19 protein-coding genes are annotated in these 20,588 nt (G+C 70.5%); 8 read left to right on the top strand and 11 right to left on the bottom strand.

Annotated features, from left to right (window positions below):
* Positions 1 to 29 precede the first annotated feature (29 nt).
* The gene (fae, locus tag FO470_RS11655) at positions 30 to 569 is read left to right on the top strand and encodes a formaldehyde-activating enzyme (RefSeq protein ID WP_144343123.1); all 540 of its coding nucleotides are present in this window, start codon (positions 30 to 32) and stop codon (positions 567 to 569) included.
* Between the two features lie 3 nt (positions 570 to 572).
* On the opposite strand, the gene FO470_RS11650 is transcribed toward fae, so the two are convergent.
* Both FO470_RS11650 and pepN read right to left on the bottom strand, forming a co-directional pair.
* Positions 573 to 2,024 carry a sensor domain-containing diguanylate cyclase gene (locus FO470_RS11650; protein ID WP_144343122.1) on the bottom strand — a complete coding sequence of 484 codons (1,452 nt, stop codon included), beginning with the start codon at positions 2,022 to 2,024 and terminating at the stop codon, positions 573 to 575.
* A gap of 127 nt (positions 2,025 to 2,151) precedes the next feature.
* Positions 2,152 to 4,806, bottom strand: coding sequence for an aminopeptidase N (pepN, locus tag FO470_RS11645; RefSeq protein WP_144343121.1), 2,655 nt, complete (start codon positions 4,804 to 4,806; stop codon positions 2,152 to 2,154).
* Positions 4,807 to 5,005: 199 nt separating this feature from the next.
* Here pepN and FO470_RS11640 point away from each other — a divergent pair, with 199 nt between their 5' ends.
* Positions 5,006 to 6,247 (top strand): acyltransferase family protein, encoded by a 1,242-nt coding sequence (locus FO470_RS11640; RefSeq protein ID WP_144343120.1) that lies wholly within the window; start codon positions 5,006 to 5,008, stop codon positions 6,245 to 6,247.
* Positions 6,248 to 6,264: 17 nt separating this feature from the next.
* Here the strand turns inward: FO470_RS11640 and folB are convergent, their stop codons facing one another.
* From folB to FO470_RS11625, 3 genes are read right to left on the bottom strand one after another with little or no spacing between them, the layout of a single operon-like run.
* Positions 6,265 to 6,627: a dihydroneopterin aldolase gene (gene folB / locus FO470_RS11635; RefSeq protein WP_144343119.1), complete on the bottom strand. Its 363-nt coding sequence runs from the start codon at positions 6,625 to 6,627 to the stop codon at positions 6,265 to 6,267.
* A 34-nt stretch (positions 6,628 to 6,661) separates the two neighbouring features.
* On the bottom strand, positions 6,662 to 7,705 hold the full coding sequence (locus FO470_RS11630; RefSeq protein ID WP_144343118.1) for a hydantoinase/oxoprolinase family protein: 1,044 nt from the start codon (positions 7,703 to 7,705) through the stop codon (positions 6,662 to 6,664).
* Positions 7,702 to 8,667, bottom strand: coding sequence for an ATP-grasp domain-containing protein (locus tag FO470_RS11625; protein ID WP_246659568.1), 966 nt, complete (start codon positions 8,665 to 8,667; stop codon positions 7,702 to 7,704). The genes FO470_RS11630 and FO470_RS11625 overlap by 4 nt, the downstream gene beginning before the upstream one ends.
* A gap of 26 nt (positions 8,668 to 8,693) precedes the next feature.
* Here FO470_RS11625 and FO470_RS11620 point away from each other — a divergent pair, with 26 nt between their 5' ends.
* Positions 8,694 to 9,392 carry a HisA/HisF-related TIM barrel protein gene (locus tag FO470_RS11620; RefSeq protein ID WP_186291933.1) on the top strand — a complete coding sequence of 233 codons (699 nt, stop codon included), beginning with the start codon at positions 8,694 to 8,696 and terminating at the stop codon, positions 9,390 to 9,392.
* On the opposite strand, the gene FO470_RS11615 is transcribed toward FO470_RS11620, so the two are convergent.
* From FO470_RS11615 to FO470_RS11590, 6 genes are all read right to left on the bottom strand, one after another.
* Positions 9,382 to 10,206, bottom strand: a complete 825-nt coding sequence (locus tag FO470_RS11615) for a triphosphoribosyl-dephospho-CoA synthase (protein WP_144343117.1) — start codon at positions 10,204 to 10,206, stop codon at positions 9,382 to 9,384. The genes FO470_RS11620 and FO470_RS11615 overlap by 11 nt on opposite strands.
* Positions 10,203 to 11,111 carry a RimK family alpha-L-glutamate ligase gene (locus FO470_RS11610; protein WP_144343116.1) on the bottom strand — a complete coding sequence of 303 codons (909 nt, stop codon included), beginning with the start codon at positions 11,109 to 11,111 and terminating at the stop codon, positions 10,203 to 10,205. Before FO470_RS11610 ends, FO470_RS11615 begins: the two co-directional genes overlap by 4 nt.
* Positions 11,108 to 12,091, bottom strand: a complete 984-nt coding sequence (gene mch, locus FO470_RS11605) for a methenyltetrahydromethanopterin cyclohydrolase (RefSeq protein WP_144343115.1) — start codon at positions 12,089 to 12,091, stop codon at positions 11,108 to 11,110. Before mch ends, FO470_RS11610 begins: the two co-directional genes overlap by 4 nt.
* Positions 12,092 to 12,098: 7 nt before the next feature.
* Positions 12,099 to 13,262: an ATP-grasp domain-containing protein gene (locus FO470_RS11600; protein ID WP_144343114.1), complete on the bottom strand. Its 1,164-nt coding sequence runs from the start codon at positions 13,260 to 13,262 to the stop codon at positions 12,099 to 12,101.
* The gene (locus FO470_RS11595) at positions 13,228 to 14,124 is read right to left on the bottom strand and encodes an NAD(P)-dependent methylenetetrahydromethanopterin dehydrogenase (protein ID WP_144343113.1); all 897 of its coding nucleotides are present in this window, start codon (positions 14,122 to 14,124) and stop codon (positions 13,228 to 13,230) included. The genes FO470_RS11600 and FO470_RS11595 overlap by 35 nt, the downstream gene beginning before the upstream one ends.
* An 88-nt stretch (positions 14,125 to 14,212) precedes the next feature.
* Positions 14,213 to 15,232 carry a beta-ribofuranosylaminobenzene 5'-phosphate synthase family protein gene (locus FO470_RS11590; protein ID WP_246659567.1) on the bottom strand — a complete coding sequence of 340 codons (1,020 nt, stop codon included), beginning with the start codon at positions 15,230 to 15,232 and terminating at the stop codon, positions 14,213 to 14,215.
* Positions 15,233 to 15,390: 158 nt separating this feature from the next.
* On the opposite strand from FO470_RS11590, the gene FO470_RS11585 reads away from it, so the two are divergent.
* Genes FO470_RS11585 through FO470_RS11565 form a run of 5 tightly spaced genes read left to right on the top strand, consistent with a single transcriptional unit; the run spans position 15,391 to position 20,424 of the window.
* Positions 15,391 to 15,771 (top strand): 4a-hydroxytetrahydrobiopterin dehydratase, encoded by a 381-nt coding sequence (locus FO470_RS11585; RefSeq protein WP_144343111.1) that lies wholly within the window; start codon positions 15,391 to 15,393, stop codon positions 15,769 to 15,771.
* A 17-nt stretch (positions 15,772 to 15,788) separates the two neighbouring features.
* On the top strand, positions 15,789 to 17,030 hold the full coding sequence (locus FO470_RS11580) for a formylmethanofuran dehydrogenase (RefSeq protein ID WP_144343110.1): 1,242 nt from the start codon (positions 15,789 to 15,791) through the stop codon (positions 17,028 to 17,030).
* The gene (locus FO470_RS11575) at positions 17,031 to 18,698 is read left to right on the top strand and encodes a formylmethanofuran dehydrogenase subunit A (protein WP_144343109.1); all 1,668 of its coding nucleotides are present in this window, start codon (positions 17,031 to 17,033) and stop codon (positions 18,696 to 18,698) included. It begins immediately after the preceding gene.
* Positions 18,695 to 19,627 carry a formylmethanofuran--tetrahydromethanopterin N-formyltransferase gene (fhcD, locus tag FO470_RS11570; protein WP_144343108.1) on the top strand — a complete coding sequence of 311 codons (933 nt, stop codon included), beginning with the start codon at positions 18,695 to 18,697 and terminating at the stop codon, positions 19,625 to 19,627. Before FO470_RS11575 ends, fhcD begins: the two co-directional genes overlap by 4 nt.
* A complete protein-coding gene (locus tag FO470_RS11565) occupies positions 19,624 to 20,424 on the top strand; it encodes a formylmethanofuran dehydrogenase subunit C (RefSeq protein ID WP_144343107.1) in 801 nt (266 codons plus the stop codon). The genes fhcD and FO470_RS11565 overlap by 4 nt, the downstream gene beginning before the upstream one ends.
* The last annotated feature ends 164 nt before the right edge of the window (positions 20,425 to 20,588 follow it).

Genomic DNA, 20,588 nt, shown 5'->3' with positions numbered 1-20,588 from the left:
TTCGGGTGCCAGAAGGGAGAGACGACCACATGAGCGACATCTGGTTCCGCACCGGCGAGGCGACCGTGCTCGCCGCCGACGGGCAGTTCACCGACGCCATGCCGGAGGTTCTGATCGGCTCGGTCCGTGGGCCGGCCGGGCATGCCTTCGCCTCGATGATGGGCCAGGTCCAGGGCCACACCCGCATGTTCGTGGTGCGCGACCTGAACCAGATGGTGCGTCCGGCCACCATGATGACCACCAAGGCGACCATCCATACGCTGGAATATGTCGACCTGCTGGGCGGCGTGGTGCAGGGCGCGATCGGCGACGCCATCGTCGACGCGCTGGCCGAGGGCATCCTGCCGAAGGACCAGGCCGACGAGCTGTGCATGATCGTGATGGTGTGGCTCGACCCGCGCTGCGCCGAGGATCCGAACCTCGACAAGGCCGACCTCTACCGCACCAATTACGAGGCGATGAAGATCGCGCTCGAACGCGCCATGACCGGCAAGCCGACGGTCGACGAGCTGATCGCCAACCGCAAGACGATCAAGCACTACGCGCTGGACGGCGTGGTGGAATACTGAGGTTCAGCGCCGGGCCGTTGAGCCCGGCGCGGCCGTCCCGTCCGGGGCGGGCGGAACCCCGTCCGCGACCGGCACGGGGCTCATGGAGCCGTCCGCGCCCAGCACGAGAATGCGGTTTCGTCCCGCCTGCTTGGCGGCGTAGAGCGCGCGGTCGGCGCCGGCGATGAGGCCGGGGCTGGGCAGGGGCGGCGTGTTCGCGTCGTACAGGGTGATGCCGATGCTCACCGTCACGATGCCCTGCGGGGTGCCGGCATGGGGCAGGCGCAGCGCCCGCACCGCCCGCAGCATGTGCGTGGCCACGGCGATGGCGTCGTTCTCGTCGGTGTCGGCGAGGATGGCGGCGAACTCCTCCCCGCCATAGCGGGTGACGAGGTCGCCGGCCCGGCGCGCGCAGCCGCGCAGCGCCTCGGCGATGCGGCGCAGGCACTCGTCGCCCTCGATGTGGCCGTAGAGATCGTTGTAGGTCTTGAAGTCGTCGACATCGATCATCATCAGCGCGAGCGAGGGCTTGTGCCGCCCCGAGCGCTTGATCTCGTGCGCCAGCACCTTGTCGAACTTCCGCCGGTTGGGCAGCTCGGTGAGCGGGTCCATCTCGGAGAGTTCGGTGAGGCGGCGGTTGGCCTCGATCAGCTCGCGTTCCAGCCGCTCGCGCTGGCGCACCGTGGCGGCCAGCTCCTCCTCGATCTGCTTCTGCCGGGTGATGTCGACGCTGGTGGCGAGCAGGCGCAGCGGCCTGCCCTCTGCGTCGCGCTCGACGATGCGCCCGCGCCCGAGGATCCAGCGCCAGCGGCCGAACTTGTCGGGCACGCGGTAGACCGCCTCGAAGATGTCGCTGCTGCCGGAGAGCACCTGCTCGTAGCGCTGCACCACCATCGGCCGGTCGTCGGGATGGATGATGCTCCAGGGGGTGCGCTCGTTCTCCTCGGGCGTATCGTCCGGGCCGAAGCCCAGCGCCATCTTCCAGCGCGGCGAGCGCCGTACCACGCCGGAGCGGATGTCGAGCTCCCACACCCATTGCCCGGCGCTTTCGAGCGCCACGCCGATGCGCCGCTCGCGTTGGGCGAGGCCGGCGCGCAGCAGACGGCGGCGGGTGATGTCGGTCAGCGCGATCGACAGGCTGGCGGACTTGCCCTCGACGTCCGGCACGGCGCGCGCGGAGGCGAGATAGGTGCGCCCGCTCGCCGGATCGGACCATTCCTGCTCGGAAACCGCGCGGCCGGCGGCTACCCGCTCGAACCAGCGGCGCACGAGGGCCGAGGACCCCGGCAGGAAGTCGTCGACGGGATGCCCGACGATCTCCTGAGCCGGCCGGCCGAGCAGGGCGGCCATCTGCATGTTGACGGCGAGCAGCCGCAGGTCGTCGCTCACGACGCACAGCGCAACCGGCGCCTCCGCGAGAGCCGCTTCCGATTGCACCCGGGCCGCGTCATTCGACGGGAGTGCGTCACTGCTCATCGACCGGCTTTCCCTCCGCCGCGACGCAGTCTAGCGCCGATCCGCACCGCCCGGAATGCCCGGAAACCGGATAACTATACAGTTGTCCAATGCGGCGGATGCGGGCCGGAGCGGCGCTCGGCCGGTGTCAGGCCGGTTCCAGCGAGCGCGAGACGATGTCGACGACATCCGGCGAGAGGCCCGGCTTGGCGGCGACGCGGCGCAGGGCGCGCTCGGCCGAGGCGCGGCGTCCCGGTTCCAGCGAGCGCCAGCTCTTGAAGGCGGCGAGCAGGCGCGCCGCCACCTGCGGGTTGCGTCCGTCGAGTTCCAGCACCGCGTCGGCGACGAAATCGTGCCCCGCGCCGTCCGCCCGGTTGAACTGCGTCTGGTTGGCGCCGGCGAAGGAGCCGACGAGCGAGCGCACGCGGTTGGGGTTGCCCCACGAGAAGGCCGGATGGCCGGTGAGCCCCCGTACCCGTTCCAGCGTCCCCGGCTCGGCGATCTGCGCCTGCAGGGCCAGCCATTTGTCGACCACCAGCGGATCGTCGCGGAAGCGCTCGTAGAACGCCGCCAGCGCCTCCTCCCGCGCGTCGGGCGCGTTGTGGGCGAGCACCGACAGGGCGAGGAAGCGATCGGTCATGTTGTCCGCGTCGCGGAAATGAGCGAGCGCCCGCGCGAGGCCAGGCGCCGTGCCTCCCGCCGCGAGCAGGTCGAGGCAGGCGTTGCGCAAGGCCCGCCGGCCGGCGGAAGCGGCGTCGGGCGCATAGGCGCCGGTCGGGGCATGCCGGTCATAGGCGCCCTCCAGCGCCGGCCTCAGGGCCGCGCTCAGGGCGCGCCGCAGCGCCTGGCGGACGTCGTGGATGGCGTCGGGGTCGACATCGTCGGCGATCTCCCGCGCGACATCGCTTTCCGATGGCACGGAGAGCGCCTGGGCGATGAAGGCGGGATCGAGCGTGGCGTCGGACAGCGTCGCGCCGAGCGCCTCGACGAGGGCGGCGGGGGACGGCAGGTCGCGCCCGGCCCGCCGCGCCGCCGTCGCCTCGACCAGATGGGCGAGGGCGATGGTCTGGGCGGCATCGAAGCGGTTGAACGGATCGGCGTCGTGGCGGGCGAGGAAGACGAGGTCCTGCGTGGTGAGGTCGCTGGTCAGCTTCACCGGCGCGGAGAAGCCCCGGTTGAGCGAGGCCACCGGGCGCTCGGCCACATCGCGGAAGACGAAGCTCTGCCGGGGCCGGGTGACCAGCAGCACGCCGCGTTCGGCATTGGTGCCGTCGTCGAGGCGCATCGGCAGGTCGTTGCCGTCCGGCCCGACGAGCCCGAGCGCGAGCGGGATCACCATAGGCTGCTTTTCAGGCTGGCCGGGCGTAGGCGGCAGGGTCTGGACGACATCGAGCCGATAGGTGCGTGCCTGCGCGTCCCAATGGCCGCTGACGGCGAGGTGCGGCGTGCCCGACTGGGCGTACCACAGCGCGAACTGGGTGAGATCGATCCCGTTGGCGTCGGCGAAGCAGGCGAGGAAGTCCTCCACCGTCGCGGCGTCGCCGTCGTGGCGATCGAAGTAGAGATCCATGCCGGCGCGGAAGCCTTCCTCGCCCAGCAGGGTCTTCAGCATGCGCACGACCTCGGCGCCCTTCTCGTAGACGGTCGCCGTGTAGAAGTTATTGATCTCGCGATAGGTCGAGGGGCGCACCGGATGCGCCAGCGGGCCGGCGTCCTCGGGGAACTGGTGCCCCTTGAGCAGGCGCACGTCGGAGATGCGCTTCACCGGGCGCGAGCGCTGGTCGGAGGAGAATTCCTGGTCGCGGAAGACGGTGAGCCCTTCCTTTAGGCAGAGCTGGAACCAGTCGCGGCAGGTGATGCGGTTGCCGGTCCAGTTGTGGAAATATTCGTGGGCGATAATGCCCTCGATATTGGCGTAGTCGGCGTCGGTCGCGGTCTCGGGGCTGGCGAGCACGTATTTGTCGTTGAAGATGTTGAGGCCCTTGTTCTCCATCGCGCCCATGTTGAAGTCGGCCACGGCGACGATGTTGAACACGTCGAGGTCGTACTCGCAGCCGAACACCTCCTCGTCCCAGCGCATGGAGCGCTTCAGCGCGTCCATGGCGTAGCCGGCGCGCTCGGTCTTGCCCGGCTCGACATAGATGCCGAGTTCGACCTTCTTGCCGGTGGCGGTGACGAAATGGTCGGTGATGCGGTCGAGCCGCCCGCCGACGAGGGCGAACAGATAGCTCGGCTTCGGCCAGGGATCGTGCCAGATCGCATAATGGCGGCTGGTGCCCTCGACGGCGCCGCTCTCGACCGGATTGCCGTTGGCGAGCAGCACGGGCGCTTCCTCGCGCTCGGCCTCGATGCGGGTGGTGTAGACGGCGAGCACGTCCGGCCGGTCGGGAAAATAGGTGATGCGGCGGAAGCCTTCCGCCTCGCACTGCGTGCAATAGGCGCCGCTGGAGCGGTAGAGGCCCATCAGCTTGGTGTTGGCCGAGGGGTCGACGACCGTCTCGATCTCCAGCGTCAGCGCGCGCTGCGGCGGGGCGAGGACGGTCAGCGTGCCGGCGGTGGTGACATAGGCGCTGCCGGCAAGCGGCGTGCCGTCGAGCGCGATGGACTTCAGCGACAACTCGTCGCCGTCCAGCACGATGGGCGAGCCCTCGCGCCCCTCCGGATTCGGCCGCAGCGCGAGCCGGGCGAGGATGCGGGTGGCGGTGGGGTGCAGGCGCACATCGAGATGCACCGTGTCCACGAGCCAGTCCGGCGGCCGGTAATCGCTGAGGCGGACGGGCTGGGGCACGGCATCGCGCGGCATTGGAAGGCTCCGGTTCTTGGGCGTAGCGCCATCTGGTCCTTCAAGAGTTAGGCCTTCGCGCGCCGAACCGAAAGCCCCCGCTGACGGGGGCTGCCCCGGAATGGTCAGAGTTGTCGTGACAATCGGGGAACCGCTTCGGCAGAGATTCGTTAGTCGTTCCGGGAAAGCTTGGGATTAACAAACGACAGGATGGCTCGGCATGCAGGAGAACGTGAGCTCCGAGAGGTTCGGCGCGCTCGATTCGTGGAGGGGTCTATGCGCCATCATGGTAGTGATCTATCACTACATCTACGTTGTCCGGGTTGACGTTCTGCATTCTACGCTGGTTGCCAATTCCTATCTGTTTGTCGACTTCTTTTTCGTATTGTCCGGCTTCGTCGTCTGCCATGCCTATCGCAGCCGTATCGGCGATGCGCGGCAGGCTGGCGGCTTCCTTTTGCGACGGGTCGGGCGGCTCTGGCCGCTGCACCTGACCGTGCTGTTCGCGCTGATGCTGGCAGTGATGGCGATCAATCTCGGCGGCCGGCATCCCGAGCAACTCATGATCGAGGCCGGCACCGGCAACTACTCGATGCGCGCGCTGCTGCTCAACGCGGCGCTGTTCAACTCCATGGGCTTCTACGGCGTGGCGTGGAACGGCCCGGCCTGGAGCATCGGCGCGGAGTTCTACACCTACACGCTGTTCGCGGCCGTGCTGCTGCTGGCGGGCGCGCGCCGCCTGCCGATGGTGGCGGCGCTGCTGTCGCTGGCGGCGATGGGGGCGGTGCTGGCGGTGGCGCCGACCTACATGAACGTGACGGCGGATTTCGGCTTCCTGCGCTGCATCGCCGGCTTCTTCGCGGGCGTCGTCGCCTGGCACGCGCATCGGCGCTGGCGCGACCGGCGGCTGCCGGCCGCCGGGCTGTGGGAGGCGGCTTCCGTGGTCGCCATCGGCCTGTTCATCGTCGCCGCCGGCACGGGGCCGGACCAGGTGCATCCCTGGAGCGTGGCGGCGCCGCTGGTCTTCGCCGCCGCCATCCTCGTCTTCGCCCGTGAGAAGGGCACGCTGTCGGCGCTGATGCGCACGGCGCCGCTCGCCGCGCTGGGGCGCTGGTCCTATTCGATCTATCTCATCCACATGCCGCTGCTGATCGTGCTCGGCTACGGCATCTGGCTCTATGGCGACGTCGCCGGCATCGCCATGCGCCAGCCGATCGCGGTGCTCGGCTATGAGAAGCAGCTCTATGACCTCGGCGGGCCGGGCACCGCGCTCGCCGTGCTGACCGTCTTTACCGGCCTCGTGGTGGCGCTGGCGGCGCTGAGCTACCGCCTGGTCGAGGCGCCGTGGCGCGACCGCTTCGCGGTCTTCGCCCGCAATTACGAGAGGGGCGGACGCAGCCTCGCGCCGCTGCCGCCGCGCGCGGTCGCCTCGGTGGCGGTGCGGGCGGAGGAGCGGCGTTAGCGCGGTTCGCCCTAGGGCTACCGCGTGCGGGTGATCTCGACGCCGGCGTCGCCGAAGATGCCGGCGATCGGGGCGGAGGGCTTGTGTACCTCCACCCGCACCTTCTCCACGCGCGGATAGCGGGAGAGAACCGTCTCGGCGATGGCCTGGGCGAAGGCTTCCAGAATGTGGAAGCGGTGGCCGGCGGAGACCTCGTGAATGGCCTCGAACACCTTCTCGTAGCCGACCGTCTCGCCGTAATTGTCGTGCGCGGCGGCGGGGCCGGTGTCGAGCCACCAGTCGATGTCGACGACGAAACGCTGGCCGAGCCGCGCTTCCTCCTCGTGCAGCCCGTGATAGGCGTGCAACTCGACGCCTCGAAGGAAGATGCGGTCGGACATGGGGATGGCGTTCCGGCTTGTCGGTTGAGAGGGATCAGGCGGGCGAGAGGGCGGCGGCGAGCAGGCCGACCGCAACGGCCGGCGCGCAGTCGGCGGCCTGCCCGGCGAGGGCTGGATCGTCGGTCAGCACGTCCGCGAGGTCGAGATAGGCGAGGCTGCGGCGCTCGGCGAGCCGGGCGGCGATGAAGCGTCCGACCCCGGCGCCGACGATCATGCCGGGCTCGGTTTCGAGACCGGACACGACGCAGTCAAGGGCACGGCCGAGGCGGGCGGTCTGCGCTTCGGCGAGATGGCGGGCCAGCGCCTTCGCCTTGGGCAGCGTCGCCGGGGTGAGGTCGTGTCCGACCATGCGCAGCAGGCGGCGGGCGCTCGCCTCCTCGGTCTTCGGCCCTCCATCGGCGCTGGGGTGCAGGTCGGCGCCCTCCGGCAGGTCGCCGGCAAGGCGGTGGACATCGGCCGTCGTGGCGTAGTGCTCGGCCATCAGCGGCAGCCAGCGGCCGCCGAACGGTGCCTCGGCGGCGAGCGCCATCACCGGCGTGCGGACGGCGCCGGTATAGATGAGCTCATTGTTCGCCAGCCGCTCGGCATCGGTGAAGCCGCGCGCCGCCACCCGGCCGCTGCCGAAGGGAATGAGGTCGGCAGTGGTCGAGCCGATATCCATCAGGATGCCGTCCGGCAGCAGATGCGCCAGCACGGCGGCGGTAGCGTACCAGTTGGCCGAGCCGATGGTGTCGGCATGCGCCGCCGCCTGCTCGGGCGCCACGAAGCCTTCCGGCCCGGCGAAAAGGGCGAGCGGCGCGCCGCCCAATTCGCGCATCAGCAGCGCGGCGGTCCCGACGACGCCGGCATGGCGGTCCGGCCAGAGGTCGGCGACCTCGGCGGTCATGGTGACGGCGGAGGTTGCGTCCGGCCCGAACTCGCTCCGCAATTCGCGCACCGCGCCGGCGAGATGGTCGGCGCCCTTCCACACCGGGCAGGCGGCGATGCGCACCGCTTTCAGCCGGCCGTCGGCGCCGAAGGCGGCGAGCTTCACATGAGCGCCCCCGACATCCCATCCAAGGCGGACGATATTCTTCACAGCAGGACCTCGACGGGCAAAGCGGGCGGGAGACGGGGCAGGTCGGGCACCATGCCCTCGCGAATGAATTCGGCGAGGAAGGCGACCGGGTTTACCCCGAGCGAACGGCGCAGGCCGACATAGGCGGTGGTGAGGCGCGGATTGACCTCGACCACCACCGGCCCCTGCGGTGTGGCGATGTAGTCGACCCCGACAATGCCGTGCAAGCCGGGCAGCGCGGCGCCGATGCTCCCGGCCAGCGCGCGCAGCGGCGCGTCGGCCGGGAAGGCGCCGACCGTCAGCCCGCTGAAATGGAACCGTCCGTCCGCCCGCGTCACATGCTGGCGGTTGGCGGTGAGCACATGGGTGCGGCCTTCCTGGCAGAGCAGGGTGAGGCTGGCGGGCATGCCCTCGACCAGCGGCTGGGCGATGGAGCCGGCGGGGAAGGGCGGGGCTGGACGATCCGGCGAGAGGCGCACTTCCTCCGTTCCCGTCCCGTCGTCCGGCTTGGTCACGAAGGGGCCGGCGACCTCGGCGGGCACGGCCTCGATCGGCCACGTCGGCACCACCGGAATGCCGGCCGCCGCCAGCGCTCCGGCGGTGGCGCGCTTGCTCGCGCACAGCGCCAGCGTCCGCTGATCGGGAAGGATCACCCGGCGGTTGCGCGCCCGCAACTGCCCGGCGAGCTGTTCCAGCACGCCACCGGTCTCCGGCGCGATGGGCCAGCAGCAATCGGCCTCCTCGGCCATCATGTTCCAGATCGAGCGGGGATCGTCGCCGAGGCGCAGCGCCGTCGAGGTGCCGCGTGGGGGAGGCGGCAGGCGGGCGTCGTGCGTCGTGACGACGCGCACGCCGGGAAGATCCTCCAGATCGCCGATGAGCGTGTCGCGCATCAGCGTGGCTTCGGCTATCAGCGAGGCGGGCGGCTCGCCGCCGAGATAGTCGCCGCCGGTGACGGTTTCCAGGACGAAGACGTGCATCATCGATACGTCGGAAAAGGAAGAGCAGGGTGGAACTTATACCGGTGATCGACCTGATGGGAGGTGCGGTCGTGCACGCCCGGCGCGGGGCGCGCGACGCCTACCGTCCCATCGAGACGCCGCTCTGCGCGGGTGCCGGGCCGCTCGACGTGGCGGAGGGGCTCCTGGCGCTCGGCGCCTTCCGTACGCTCTACATCGCCGATCTCGATGCCATAGCCGGAAAGGGTGGCCACGACGCGGTGCTGGGCCGCCTCGCGGCACGCCACCCCGCGCTCGCCCTGTGGGTCGATGCCGGCGAGGCCAATCCCGAAGCGCTCGCCCGCCGCGTCGCGCAGGGCCCCGGCCGGCCGGTGGTCGGCAGCGAAAGCCTCGCCAGCCCTGATGCGGCGGTGGAAGCGCTCGCCGCCGGCGGCGGGGTGCTCTCCCTTGATTACGGGCCGGAGGGGCCGCGCGGTCCCGCCGAGCTGCACGCCCGGCCGTCCCTGTGGCCGGACGCGGTGATCGTGATGACGCTGGCCCGCGTGGGGGCGGGGGAGGGACCGGATCTCGACCGTCTCGGCGACATTCTGGCCCGTGCCGAAGGGCGGCGCGTCTATGCCGCCGGCGGGGTTCGCGACGTGGCGGACCTTCATCGGCTGGCCGATCTCGGCATCGCCGGCGTGCTGCTGGCGAGCGCGCTGCATGACGGGAGGCTGTCCCGGCACGACATCGGCGCCTTCACCGGCTGACGAGAGCGGCGGCGAACAGCGTGGCGACCGTGAGGTCGGCGCTGGTGCCGGGATTGAGGCCGCGCGCCTTGAGCGCCGCGTCGAAAGCGGCGAGCGGGCGGTGACGCTCGTCGGCCGGCGCGCGGAAATCGATGCGCGGCAGCAGCGCGGCGGCCTCCATGCGCACCTGCTCGGCCGTCTCGGCTCCGAACTTGCGCAGGATATGGCTGTCGGGAAACGCGGCCATGAAGGCGAGATGCACCGCCTCCGTGCGCGCCTCCGGCTCGGCGCCGTCGAGTGCCTCGAAGCGGGCGAGACCGATGTCGAACAGGTCGGCGAAGCCGTTGGCGTATTGCCGGGCGATGAGGTCGCGCTCCGCCGCCAGCGCCATCGCCTCCCGAAGGCCGATGCGGGCGGGGCCGGCGACGTCGTGCTCGTCCTGCCGGCCGAGCCCGCCGGGATTGGCGGCGGCGATGCCCCGGAAGGCGGCCTCCGCATCGGCGATGTCGAGGCTGTCCAGCACGTCCTGAAGACGGGCGCGTAGCGGGCCGGCGCGCTCGGCCGCCGCCGCCAGTGGGGCGCAGAGCAGCACGATGCCGAGATTGGTGTTGAGCCCCGCCACCTTCAGCGAGGCCTCGACAGCGCCCTCGATGCGGACGCCCACCCGCGCGCCGGGCGCGGCGATGAAGGGAGCGGCGGCGGTGGCAGCCCGCTCGAAATGAGCGACCTCCATGCCGTGGCCGGCGCTGAAGCGGTGCACGTTGCCCGGCTTCAGCGCGTCGAGTTCGGCGAGACAGGCGGCGCGGAAGGCGGCCTCGATGGCGTCCGCCTTCATGTCGCGGGAACCGGCGCGAGGGTGGCGGCGAGATGGCGGGCGAGGGCAGCGGCGACGTCGATGTCGGTGGCCCGCTGCAGCCCCTTCCAGGCCGGCATGGAGTTGACCTCCAGCACCTGCAGCGCGCCGCCCGCGTCCTCGATCAGGTCGACCCCGGCATAGTCGGCGCCGACGGCGGCGGTGGCGCGGATGGCGAGCTCATGAGCGCGCGCATCGAACGGCGCGGGCACGCCGACCGCACCCTGATGAATGTTGGTGATCCAGCGCGGTGAGCGGCGCAGCATGCTCGCGACGACCGTCTCGCCGATGACGAAGACACGCCAGTCCTGATAGGTCTCGGCCTCGGGCGCGGCGACGAAATCCTGCAGATAATAGATGCCGCCCACCTTCTCTGGCTCCGGCAGGGGAGAGCGGCGCGGAATGCGGCGGATGCCGCGCCCCTGCGCGCCGAACAGCGGCTTCAGCACCATGTCGCCCGGCGCCTCGTCGACCAGCGCCTGCATCGCCGCGCGATCCTCGCCGACGAAGCTGCGCGGCGTCGGCAGGCCGGCGCTGGCGATGAGGAAGCTGGTCATGGACTTGTCCACGCAGCGCTCGATGGCGCGCGCGTCGTTCATTACCTTCACGCCGGATTCGCGCAGCGCGTGCAGCAGGCCGAGGCGGGCGGTGATCTGCTCGGTGGAGCCCTTGTCGATCAGCCGCACGAAGGCGGCGGCCGGCAGCCGGTCGCCGAGACCGGGCAGCACGAGGCCGTGCGCCGTCTCGCCGATGGCGAAGCCGCAATCGTTCAGCGAGAGCACGAGGACGTCGAAGCCCTCGTGCTCGATCGCCGCCTTGAGGCGGCGCGTGTGCCAGTCGGCATCCTCGGTGAAGATGACGACCGTATCGGAGCGCGTGGCGCTCATGCGAAGGAGCGCTCCAGAATCTCGTCGTGGAAGGCGCCGAAGGTGAAGCTGCGGCCGGTTTCCAGCGCGGTCACGGTGACCCGCGCCGGGCTGAACAGCATCGGGTCCATGGCGTAGAAGTCGCCCTTATAGGCGGTGAAGATCTCCGCGAAGGTGCGGCCATGGTCGCGCGAAGAGGAGCTGGGCAGTCCCTCGGCCAGCTCGCGCGCCTCGCTCTCCGGCCCGGTCACGAAGAGCTGCACGTCGCCGCCATAGAGCGTCGCGTCGTTGGTGCGGCCCATCGCGGCGACGAAGTCCGGCGCCGGCGGCGGCAGGGGCGACGAGCCGATGCCGTCCACCACGCGGTCGAGCGGGAAGTGCAGCGCGTGCGTCTTGTGCAGCGCCACCTCCAGCACGCGGGCGACGATCTGCACCGTGCCGGCGAGGCTGCTCGTGGGGGTGAGGATCAGCGTCAGCTTCTCCGGCGCGACGCCGCATTCCTCGGCGATGCGCGCGACCAGGCTGTCGGGCGGGGTGCGGTCGACCTCCAGCACGAGGCAGGCATGGTCGGCACTGTCACGATAGCCGAGCTCGCCGAACAGCGTCTCCTTCGCCCAGAGCGCGCGGGCGGGGCCGGAGCCGAGGGCGAAGAAGTCGCCTTCCGCCAGGCTCCAGCCAGCATACTGGCTGCCGAGGCAGGCGATGACCGGATCGGCCGTGGTGACCGTGATCATCGTGCCCCAGCGCGGGAAGCGCCCGGCGGTGTCGACGCTGACCCGGCCGAGCCCGCCGAGGCAGATCTCGGCGATGCGCCGGCCGGCCTCGATGCCGCCGCGCGCCTTGATGCCGGCATCGACGATGCGCGCGCCGCAGGGGCTGCGGCTCACGTCGAGGCGCAGCACGGCGGCCTTGGCGATGAGGTCTTCGACGAGCGGCGCGCTCAGCGCGGCGACGCTCGGCCGCAGGAGTTCGATGGTGTCGCTTTCGATGGTGTCGCCCATGGGGTCTTCACTCCGCGGCTTGGCGGTCGGCTGTGGTCAGCGCGCGCCAGAGATGATCCATGCGCCGCGACAGGGTTTCGCGGGCGTCGATAGTGTCGTGTCCGGCCGCGAGCACCGTGCAGACGGGCTCGCCGGCGTCGAAGCGCGTGCCGTAGCGGGGGCGGTCCGCCACCCAGTCGGGCAGCGGATCGAGCCGCATGTCGAAGGCGGCCGGCGCGTAGAGGACGCCGGCGGCACGCGCTTCCACGCCCTCGCCGGGAGCGAGAAGAGCAAGCTCCGGCAGCCGGCCGGCGCAGGCGTCGAGATGCAGGCGCAGAAGCGGCGGCAGCGGCGGCCGGTCGAAGATGTCCAGCGTCGCGCCGGGGCGCGGGTTGATCTCGAGGAGCGACCAGCCCGCTTCTCCGACCATGAGATCGGCACTGGCGAGGCCGACGAGGCCGCTGGCCTCGACGAGGCGCGACAACGCATCCGCCACGTCCCGCGCGATCCCGTCATCGAGGCGGATCGGCCCCGCCGCCCCGCCATAGCGGAACGGCGTGCCCTCTGCCGGGGCGCACCATTGCTCGGAGAAGGCGAGGAGCCGTGCCGTGCGTGCGTCGCCCAGGAACAGCGCCGAGACGCTGCGGCCCTCGACCTGCTCCTGCAGGTACCATCCCTCGCCGCGCGCCATTGTCGCCGGCCGCACATGCGCGCCGCCGGCGCCGCCGACCTGCTTTTCCAACGCCCACACCCCTTCCGGAGCAGTACCGTGGAAGAGGCGCGGATGGGCGATGTCGAAGTCGGCGAGCAGGCGTTCGAACGCCGCCGGCTGCTTGAGCCGGGCGAGCGTGTCGGGACCGCAGCCGGCAAGCCGGTAGCGCGCGGCCAGCGCGCCGACGATTTCCGGCGCGTGCTCGAAACCCGTGCCGAGCACGACCGGGAGGGTGTGCCCCGCATGGATGTCGAGCTGGGCGAACAGCTCGCCGGGGTCGATGGCGAAGCCGGGATGACGGCGCAGCGCGATCGTCTCGACCGCCAGCGCGCGCGTATCCTCGTCCCCGAACAGGTCGAGGGCGACGGCGCGCAGGCCGGCGCGGCGGGCGGCGGCGGCGAGGCCACGCGCGGCGATGCCGAGGACGACGACATCCGCCCTGTCCTCAGGCGGTGAGCGATCTTGCCAGGAAGAAGGCATCCTCGAACCCGACCGTCATCGCCTTGGACGTTACCCGCATCTGTTTCAGCAGTTCGTGCTGCACGCGGTATTTGAGATGGCCGATGGTCAGCGCGCCGATGCCGACCGCCCCGTTGGCGAGCGGCTTGCCGTCGGCATGGGCATCGATGCCGGCGATGCCGGCGGGCGGCACGGCGTTGACGTCGGCGGCGACCTTGAGCCGCTTCGCTCCGGCCAGTGCTTCGGCCGACAGGATCTCGACGCCGGCGCGCCCGCAGGCGAGCACCACCTCGGCATCGGCCAGCAGGCCGCGCTTGTCCTCGTCGCTCTTGCCGACCGCGCCGGCGAGGTCGACCCCGAAGCGCTGCTTGAAGTCGCGCGCCTTGGCGGCGACCGCCTCCAGCTCGCGGTGGCTGACCAGCGTCACCTCGGCGCCCGCCTGTGCGGCGATCACGCCCGCGATGCCGCCGACCACGCCGGTGGCGCCGTAGACCTGCACCTTTACGCCCTTCAGCCCTTCCGGGTGGCTCGGGCGCAGCTTCAGCTCGACTTCGGCCACCATGGCGGCGGCGGTGGTGAAGGAGCCGGCCGGATCGACGAAGACGGAAATCTCGAAGGGCGGGAACAGCACGCTCTTCGCCTTGTCGGCCATGTCAAGGGCGAGGCCCGCGTCCTTGCCGCCGATGAACAGGCCGGTGCGCGGGGCGGCATCCGGATGGCGCGAGAACATCATGTCCTGCGTCAGGTCGCCGACCTCGTCGAGCGTCACCCCCGAATAGGGCAGGATGGTCGCATAGCCGGCGTCGACGGCCATGTTCACGTCGAACGGGCTGACGTGGCGAAGCGGCGAAATGATGTGAAGAATGGGGGCGATATCCGCCATTGCGTTCATTCCCTAGGTCAGAATCGGGCCTTGCGGCCTCTCATGCGGAGGAAAAGGGAGCGACGCGGGCGTTACGCCAAAACCGCCGCTAGCACTGCTCGACGCAGGCAAGCCACTCGATGCGGGCACCGGCATTGCTGCCGCGCACGCAGTCGAAAGCCAGAGCGGGCCGGTCGCCGAAATGGGCGCGGGCCTCGCGGATGAGCTGATCGGCCTCGTCCGGGCTGCCGAGAATGGCGAATCCGGTAGGCCCCCAGGAACTCTGGCCGAGACCGCGCAGACCGCGAGCCCCCAGCCAATCCATCACCTCGGCGACGGATGAGCTTGTATAGCGGCCACCCTGGGCACTCGCATAGTGCTCTCCGAGCAGCCGCTGCATTTCACCGACCGCCGCGGCGAAGTAATCCACATCCGCTTCGGCCAGAGCGGGCAGCGCGACCATGACCGCGAGCCGCGCCATGTGGCCGGCCAGCGTGTCGGCGAAGGGCGGCAGGCCCTCCATCGCCTTCACTTCCTCCGGGCCGCTAAGTCCTTGATGCGCGTGGTCATATACCAGCAGGATGCGCCAGTTCTCGGGGAAGGGCAGGCGCGAGAGGATGGGGGGCGGCGCGTCCGAGCCGCGCTTCTTGCCGCCATCGAGGATGACGCCGCCCTCGGTGAAGGCGCCGATGCCGATGGACGAGCGAGCGCCGCGACCCAAAGCCGCGCCCACCTCGCGGGGCGAGATGTCGCGCCCGCGCAGCAGGCACAGGCCGGTCGCCACGGCAAGGCCGAGCTGGGTCCCCGAGCCGAGGCCGGAATGCGGCGGGAGCGCCGATTCCACCGTCACCTCGACCGCCTTGTCGAGGCCGAAGCGGGTCGCCGCCTTCTCCACCGCCGCGACCGCGCGGCCGGCATCGGGCCCGCTGGCGGAAAGCCGCTCCGCGCGCTGCATGCGCACCACGGTGGACGGCCGGTCGAGCGTGATTCCAAGGCTGCCGAAGCGGCGGCCCAGCGTGCCGGCGAGATCGAGGAATCCCAGATGCAGGCGGCCCGGCGCGATGATGCGCACCGTGGCCCGGTCGGTCCCCTCGTTTGCCGCCTCGAAGTTTCGTGTTGTGCTGTTCACGGGCGTTTCCTCGACCGCCATCGTAAGGCGGGGAGCGCGGCGCGGACAAGCCGGCCGCGTCATTTACGGGTTTGCGGGAAGCGCCGGCTGCGTGCTACCGAATCAGGAAAAGCCGCTCGCGACAGAACGAGCGGACGCCGCCAGGAGGACGCCAGGACATGGCGCTGGATCCGAAAAAAACCTTCACCGACAACGAGGTGGAGGAGCGCCTCGCCGTCGAGCTGCCGCACTGGAAGCTCAAGGACGGCTGGATTCGACGTACCTACCGGACGTCGAGCTGGAAGGGCACGCTGATGGTGATCAATGCCGTGGGGCATCTCGCCGAGGCAGCCTGGCACCATCCCGACATCACCGCCTCCTATGCCTGGGTCGAGGTGCGGCTGGTGTCGCACGACGTGAAGGGCATCACCGAACGGGACTTTCAACTGGCGAAGAAGATCGAAGAGGTCGTCGGCTGGCAGCCGGGGACCGAGCCGGACAGCGCGCTGGAAGGCACGCCGCGCGGCGATCTACGCTTCTCCTACATCAAATACGATTGAACGATTGCGATAAAGCCATGGCCGGAGCTTCGACCGAAACGATCCATGACGTGGTGTGCGGCTTCTGCGGGCTGGGCTGCGACGACCTTTCCGTCGAGGTCGAAGGCCGGGACGTCCGCGCCAAGGGGACCATCTGCCCCGAGGCCGCGCGGCTGCTGCGTCGTCTCGACGTTCCCGACCGTCCGGCGAGCGTCGCCGGCGCGCCGGTGAGCCTGGACGAGGCGGCCGCGGCCGCCCGGCGCATTCTCACGGAGGCGCGGGCGCCGGTGATCGGCGGGCTGGGCACGGACATGGCAGGCGCCGGGGCGCTGGTCGATCTCGCCATCCGCTTCGGCGGCGTGCTCGACCACTATGCCTCCGACGGTCTTTTCCGGAACTACGCGGCGACGCAGCGCACCGGCTGGCTCTCGACCACGCTGGCCGAGGTCCGCAATCGCTGCGACGTGCTGGTGGTGGTCGGCGACGATCCGTCCGCCGTCTGGGGGCGCCTGTTCGAGCGCTTCTTCCCCGAGACGCCGCTTTTCGCCGATCAGGGCCGCAAGGTCGTCTTCCTCGGCAGCGCGCCGGGCGAGAAGGCGAAGGCCCACCTCGCCCGCGCCAAGGTCTTCCATCACGCCGCGAGCGATGCGGTGGCGGCGCTGGAAGCCCTCGGCAGCTTCGTTGCGGGCCGTCAGCCTCCGGGCGAGAGCTTCGGCGGGATCGCCGCCAACGCGCTCGCCGGCCTCGCCGAGGAACTGCGCAGCGCCCATTACGCGGTGGTCACCTGGAACGCGGCGGAGATCGACGACGGCGATCTCGTGGCCGAGCGGGCGACCGCGCTGGTCGACGCGCTGAACGTTACCACCCGCGCCGGGGTGTTCCCGCTCGGCGGGCGCGACAACATCATCGGCGTCAACCAGCTCATGCTGTGGCGGATCGGCTATCCCCTGCGCACGGCGATCCGGGGGCAGGAGAGCGCGCATGACGGCGTGCTCTACGCCAGCGAGGCCGCGCTCGCCGATGCCGACGTGCTGGTCTGGGTCTCCGCCTTCCGGCCGGAACCGCCGCCGGCTTTCACGGGCAAGGTGATTGCGCTTGCCCATCCCGAAACGGTGTTCGAAAAAGAACCGGATGTCCTGATCCCTGTGGGCACCCCCGGCGTGGACCACGCCGGCACGGTGTTCCGCATGGATTCCATCGTGAGCCTGCCGCTCGGCGCCTTGCGCGTCGCGACGCTCCCCAGCGTCGCCGAGGCTGTGCGTCGTATAGCGGAGGGGTGAATGCGGATAAGGCTCAAGGGCGGGCGTGTGCTCGACCCGGCCAATGACGAAAACGGCGTCGCCGCCGGCAGGGCGCGCGACATCGAAATCCACGACGGGCGCATCGTCGCGCCGACCGACCTCAAGGCCGACGCCGAGTACGATCTCGGCGGCGACGTCGTCATGGCCGGCGGCATCGATCTGCACAGCCACATCGCCGGCGGCAAGATGAACCTTGCCCGCCTGCTGATGCAGGAGGACCGGCGCACCTGGCCCGAGCTGCCCGGCAATTTCTGCGGCTGCGGCGGCGGGCGGGCGGTGCCGACGGCGCATGCCACCGGCTGCCGCTACGCGGAGCTGGGCTACACCACCGTGTTCGAGCCGGCCATGGTCGGCGCGAATGCGCGCGGCGCGCATCTCGAGATGGCGGACATCCCCAATCTCGACACCGGCGCCTATCTCGTGCTCGGCAATGACGACTTCTTCCAGCGCCTGCTGGCGGCCGGCGCCGGGCAGGAGCAGGTGAACGCCTATGTCGGCTGGATGCTGGAGGCGACGCAGGCCTTTGCCATCAAGATCGTCAATCCGGGCGGCATCAACGCCTTCAAGTTCAACGCCCGGAAGATGGACCTCGACGAGGCCAACCCGCATTACGGGGTGACGCCGCGCAAGGTGCTGACCACGCTGATCCGGGCGGTGACGGAGCTGGGCATCCCGCACCCGATCCATCTGCACGGCTGCAATCTCGGCGTGCCCGGCAATGACGAGACGACGCTCGCCACCATCGCCGCCGCCGAGGGGCGCCGGCTGCACCTGACGCATCTCCAGTTCCATTCCTATGGCACGGAGGGGGACAAGCGCTTCTCCTCTTCCGCCGCGCGGATCGCCGAGCTGGTGAACGCCAACCCGAACATCTCGGTCGATGTCGGGCAGGTGATGTTCGGCCAGACGGTCACGGCTTCGGCCGACTACATGTCGCAATACCGCAACCGCGCCCTTGCCAGCCCGAAGAAGTCCATCGGCATGGACATCGAGCTGGATGCCGCCTGCGGCGTGGTGCCGTTCGAGTATCGCGACCGCAATTTCGTCAACGCGCTGCAATGGGCGATCGGGCTGGAGCTGTTCCTGCTGGTCGAGGACCCCTGGCGGATCTTCCTGACCACCGACCACCCCAATGGCGGCCCCTTCACCACCTATCCGCACCTGATCCGGCTGCTGATGGACCGGGACTTCCGCAACGCCCAGCTCGCCACCCTCAACAAGGTGGCGCAGAAGCACACCATGCTGGCGGAGATCCGGCGCGAATACTCGCTGGAGGAGATCGCCATCCTCACCCGCGCCGCACCGGCCCGCATTCTCGGGCTCAAGGACAAGGGCCATCTCGGTCCCGGCGCGGTGGCGGACATCGCCGTCCACAAGGAGGACGCCGATCGCGAGGCGATGTTCTCGACCACGCGCTTCGTGTTCAAGAACGGTCGGCTGATCGTGAAGGACGGCGTGGTGGTGGAGCTCGCGCAGGGCACCACCCATGTCGTGCGGCCGGAGTTCGACCGCGCGATCCAGAAGGACATGGACCGCTGGTTCGACGAGGCGGTGGGCCTGAAGGCGCAGCATTTCCGCGTCGCCGACGGCGAGCTGCGGGGCGGCGCCGGTCCCACTGTCCTGAACTGCCAGGGGGTGGCGCCATGATCCTCAACGGCGTCGAGATCCGCGACACCTTCGCGGAAGCCTTCCCGATGGTCGGCACCCGTCTCATCGTCACCGCCGACACGCCGGAATGGGCGTTGACGGCGGGGCGTACCACCACGGGCTTCGCCACCTCGGTCATCGGCTGCGGCTGCGAGGCGGGCATCGAGCGCGTCCTCGCGCCCGAGGAGACGCCGGACGGGCGGCCGGGCGTGTCGCTGCTCATCTTCGCGATGGACTTCAAGCAGTTGAAGACCGTCGTGCCGTTGCGCCTCGGCCAGTGCGTTCTGACCTGCCCGACGACCGCCTGCTACGCCGGCATCGAGACCGGCAAGCGCGTGCCGCTGGCCAAGACCATCCGCTACTTCGCGGACGGGCATCAGATCTCCAAGAAGATCGGCGATGGGAAAGGCGCGGGGATGCGCTTCTGGCGCCTGCCGGTGATGGAGGGCGAGTTCGTCTGCGACGAGGACACCGGCTCGGTGGACGGCGTCGGCGGCGGCAATTTCCTCATCCTCGCCCGTTCCCGTGCCGCGGCCCTGAAGGCGGCGGAGGCGGCGGTCGCGGCGATGGGAACGGTCGGAGGCGTCATCCTGCCCTTCCCGGGCGGCGTGGTGCGCTCGGGCTCCAAGGTCGGCTCCAAGTACAAGGGGCTGTTCGCCTCCACCAACGATGCCTACTGCCCGACCCTGCGCGGCACGCGGCCCAGCGCCCTGCCGCCGGAAGTCGGCTCGGTGCTGGAGATCGTCATCGACGGCGTGAGCTTCGAGGCGGTGTCGGAGGCGACGCGCGTCGGCATTACCGCCGTTTGCGCGCTCGGCGCGGAAGGCGGTGTGGTGGCGGTCGATGCCGGCAATTATGGCGGCAATCTCGGCCCGTTCCACTTCAAGCTGCGCGAGATCATGAAGGACAGCGCGGGAGGCGCGGCATGAGCGGGGTTTCCCTGAAACCGCGCGCGCCCTTCGAGGCGCGGGTGGACTTTTCCGGCATCACGCCGGCCGTCACCTGTCCGCTGACGCTGCGCGAGCTGGAGCACCTGCCGGTGCCCCATGGCGCGCGCAGCGTGAAGCTGGCGGAGCTGTTCTTCATTGAAAGCGCGCCGGAAGGCGTGCTGCTGATCGAGGGCGGGGACGAGCGGCTCGACGGTGTCGGCGCCGGCATGCTGGAAGGCGAGCTGATCGTCGACGGGCCGGTCGGCGCCTGGGCCGGGCGCGGCATGGGCGGCGGCGTGCTGCGCATCGCGGGCGATGCCGGCGATTTCCTCGGTGCCGAGCTTTCCGGTGGGCGGATCGAGCTGGCCGGCAAGGCCGGCGCGCATGCGGGTGGCGCGAGCTCCGGCTCGCGGCGCGGCATGTCCGGCGGCGTGCTCAAGATCGGCGGCAGCGCCGGTCCACGCGCCGCCGAGCGCCAGCGCGGCGGCCTCCTGCTCGTCGCGGGTGACGCCGGCGAAGGGCTGGCCACCGACATGATCGCCGGTACGGTGAGCGTCGGCGGTGCCGTCGGCCCGCTTGCCGGGCGCGGCATGAAGCGCGGCACGATCTTCCTGCGCGAGGTGCCGGCGCTGCCGGCCGGCTTCGTCGATACCGGCGCGCACGAGCTCATCGCGCTGCGCCTCATCGCCCGGCGCGTGCCGGAGCTGGCGGAGGTACTGGCCGGCTGGACCCTCGCACGGCGTATCGTCGGCGATACGCTGCTCGGCGGGCAGGGCGAGGTGCTGGCGCCGGAATAGGGCCGGGGCGCCGGCCATTCGCGCGCGGGCCGTTCAAGCGGTCTTATGACGTAACGTCATGATCGCAGGCCCGGTTTCGTGATTAGGGGTGGCCGGCGCCGGGGGTGTAAATTCTTCCTCCGGCGCCGGGCGCCCCGTTCGGCGTGCGAACCACAGGAGGCACT

It is taken from the genome of Ancylobacter moscoviensis, from assembly GCF_007559435.1.
Taxonomy (GTDB): Bacteria; Pseudomonadota; Alphaproteobacteria; order Rhizobiales; family Xanthobacteraceae; genus Ancylobacter; species Ancylobacter moscoviensis.
Note: the sequence above shows the minus strand (reverse complement) of the source record. Positions and strands in the feature narration are given on the sequence as shown.

What these genes read in the sequence shown, in the direction of transcription:
- fae (WP_144343123.1), top strand. Translation starts at nt 30, where the DNA reads ATGAGCGACATCTGGTTCCGCACCGGCGAGGCGACCGTGCTCGCCGCC.
- FO470_RS11650 (WP_144343122.1), bottom strand. Translation starts at nt 2,024, where the DNA reads ATGAGCAGTGACGCACTCCCGTCGAATGACGCGGCCCGGGTGCAATCG.
- pepN (WP_144343121.1), bottom strand. Translation starts at nt 4,806, where the DNA reads ATGCCGCGCGATGCCGTGCCCCAGCCCGTCCGCCTCAGCGATTACCGG.
- FO470_RS11640 (WP_144343120.1), top strand. Translation starts at nt 5,006, where the DNA reads ATGCAGGAGAACGTGAGCTCCGAGAGGTTCGGCGCGCTCGATTCGTGG.
- folB (WP_144343119.1), bottom strand. Translation starts at nt 6,627, where the DNA reads ATGTCCGACCGCATCTTCCTTCGAGGCGTCGAGTTGCACGCCTATCAC.
- FO470_RS11625 (WP_246659568.1), bottom strand. Translation starts at nt 8,667, where the DNA reads ATGATGCACGTCTTCGTCCTGGAAACCGTCACCGGCGGCGACTATCTC.
- FO470_RS11615 (WP_144343117.1), bottom strand. Translation starts at nt 10,206, where the DNA reads ATGAAGGCGGACGCCATCGAGGCCGCCTTCCGCGCCGCCTGTCTCGCC.
- FO470_RS11610 (WP_144343116.1), bottom strand. Translation starts at nt 11,111, where the DNA reads ATGAGCGCCACGCGCTCCGATACGGTCGTCATCTTCACCGAGGATGCC.
- mch (WP_144343115.1), bottom strand. Translation starts at nt 12,091, where the DNA reads ATGGGCGACACCATCGAAAGCGACACCATCGAACTCCTGCGGCCGAGC.
- FO470_RS11600 (WP_144343114.1), bottom strand. Translation starts at nt 13,262, where the DNA reads ATGCCTTCTTCCTGGCAAGATCGCTCACCGCCTGAGGACAGGGCGGAT.
- FO470_RS11595 (WP_144343113.1), bottom strand. Translation starts at nt 14,124, where the DNA reads ATGGCGGATATCGCCCCCATTCTTCACATCATTTCGCCGCTTCGCCAC.
- FO470_RS11585 (WP_144343111.1), top strand. Translation starts at nt 15,391, where the DNA reads ATGGCGCTGGATCCGAAAAAAACCTTCACCGACAACGAGGTGGAGGAG.
- FO470_RS11580 (WP_144343110.1), top strand. Translation starts at nt 15,789, where the DNA reads ATGGCCGGAGCTTCGACCGAAACGATCCATGACGTGGTGTGCGGCTTC.
- FO470_RS11575 (WP_144343109.1), top strand. Translation starts at nt 17,031, where the DNA reads ATGCGGATAAGGCTCAAGGGCGGGCGTGTGCTCGACCCGGCCAATGAC.
- fhcD (WP_144343108.1), top strand. Translation starts at nt 18,695, where the DNA reads ATGATCCTCAACGGCGTCGAGATCCGCGACACCTTCGCGGAAGCCTTC.
- FO470_RS11565 (WP_144343107.1), top strand. Translation starts at nt 19,624, where the DNA reads ATGAGCGGGGTTTCCCTGAAACCGCGCGCGCCCTTCGAGGCGCGGGTG.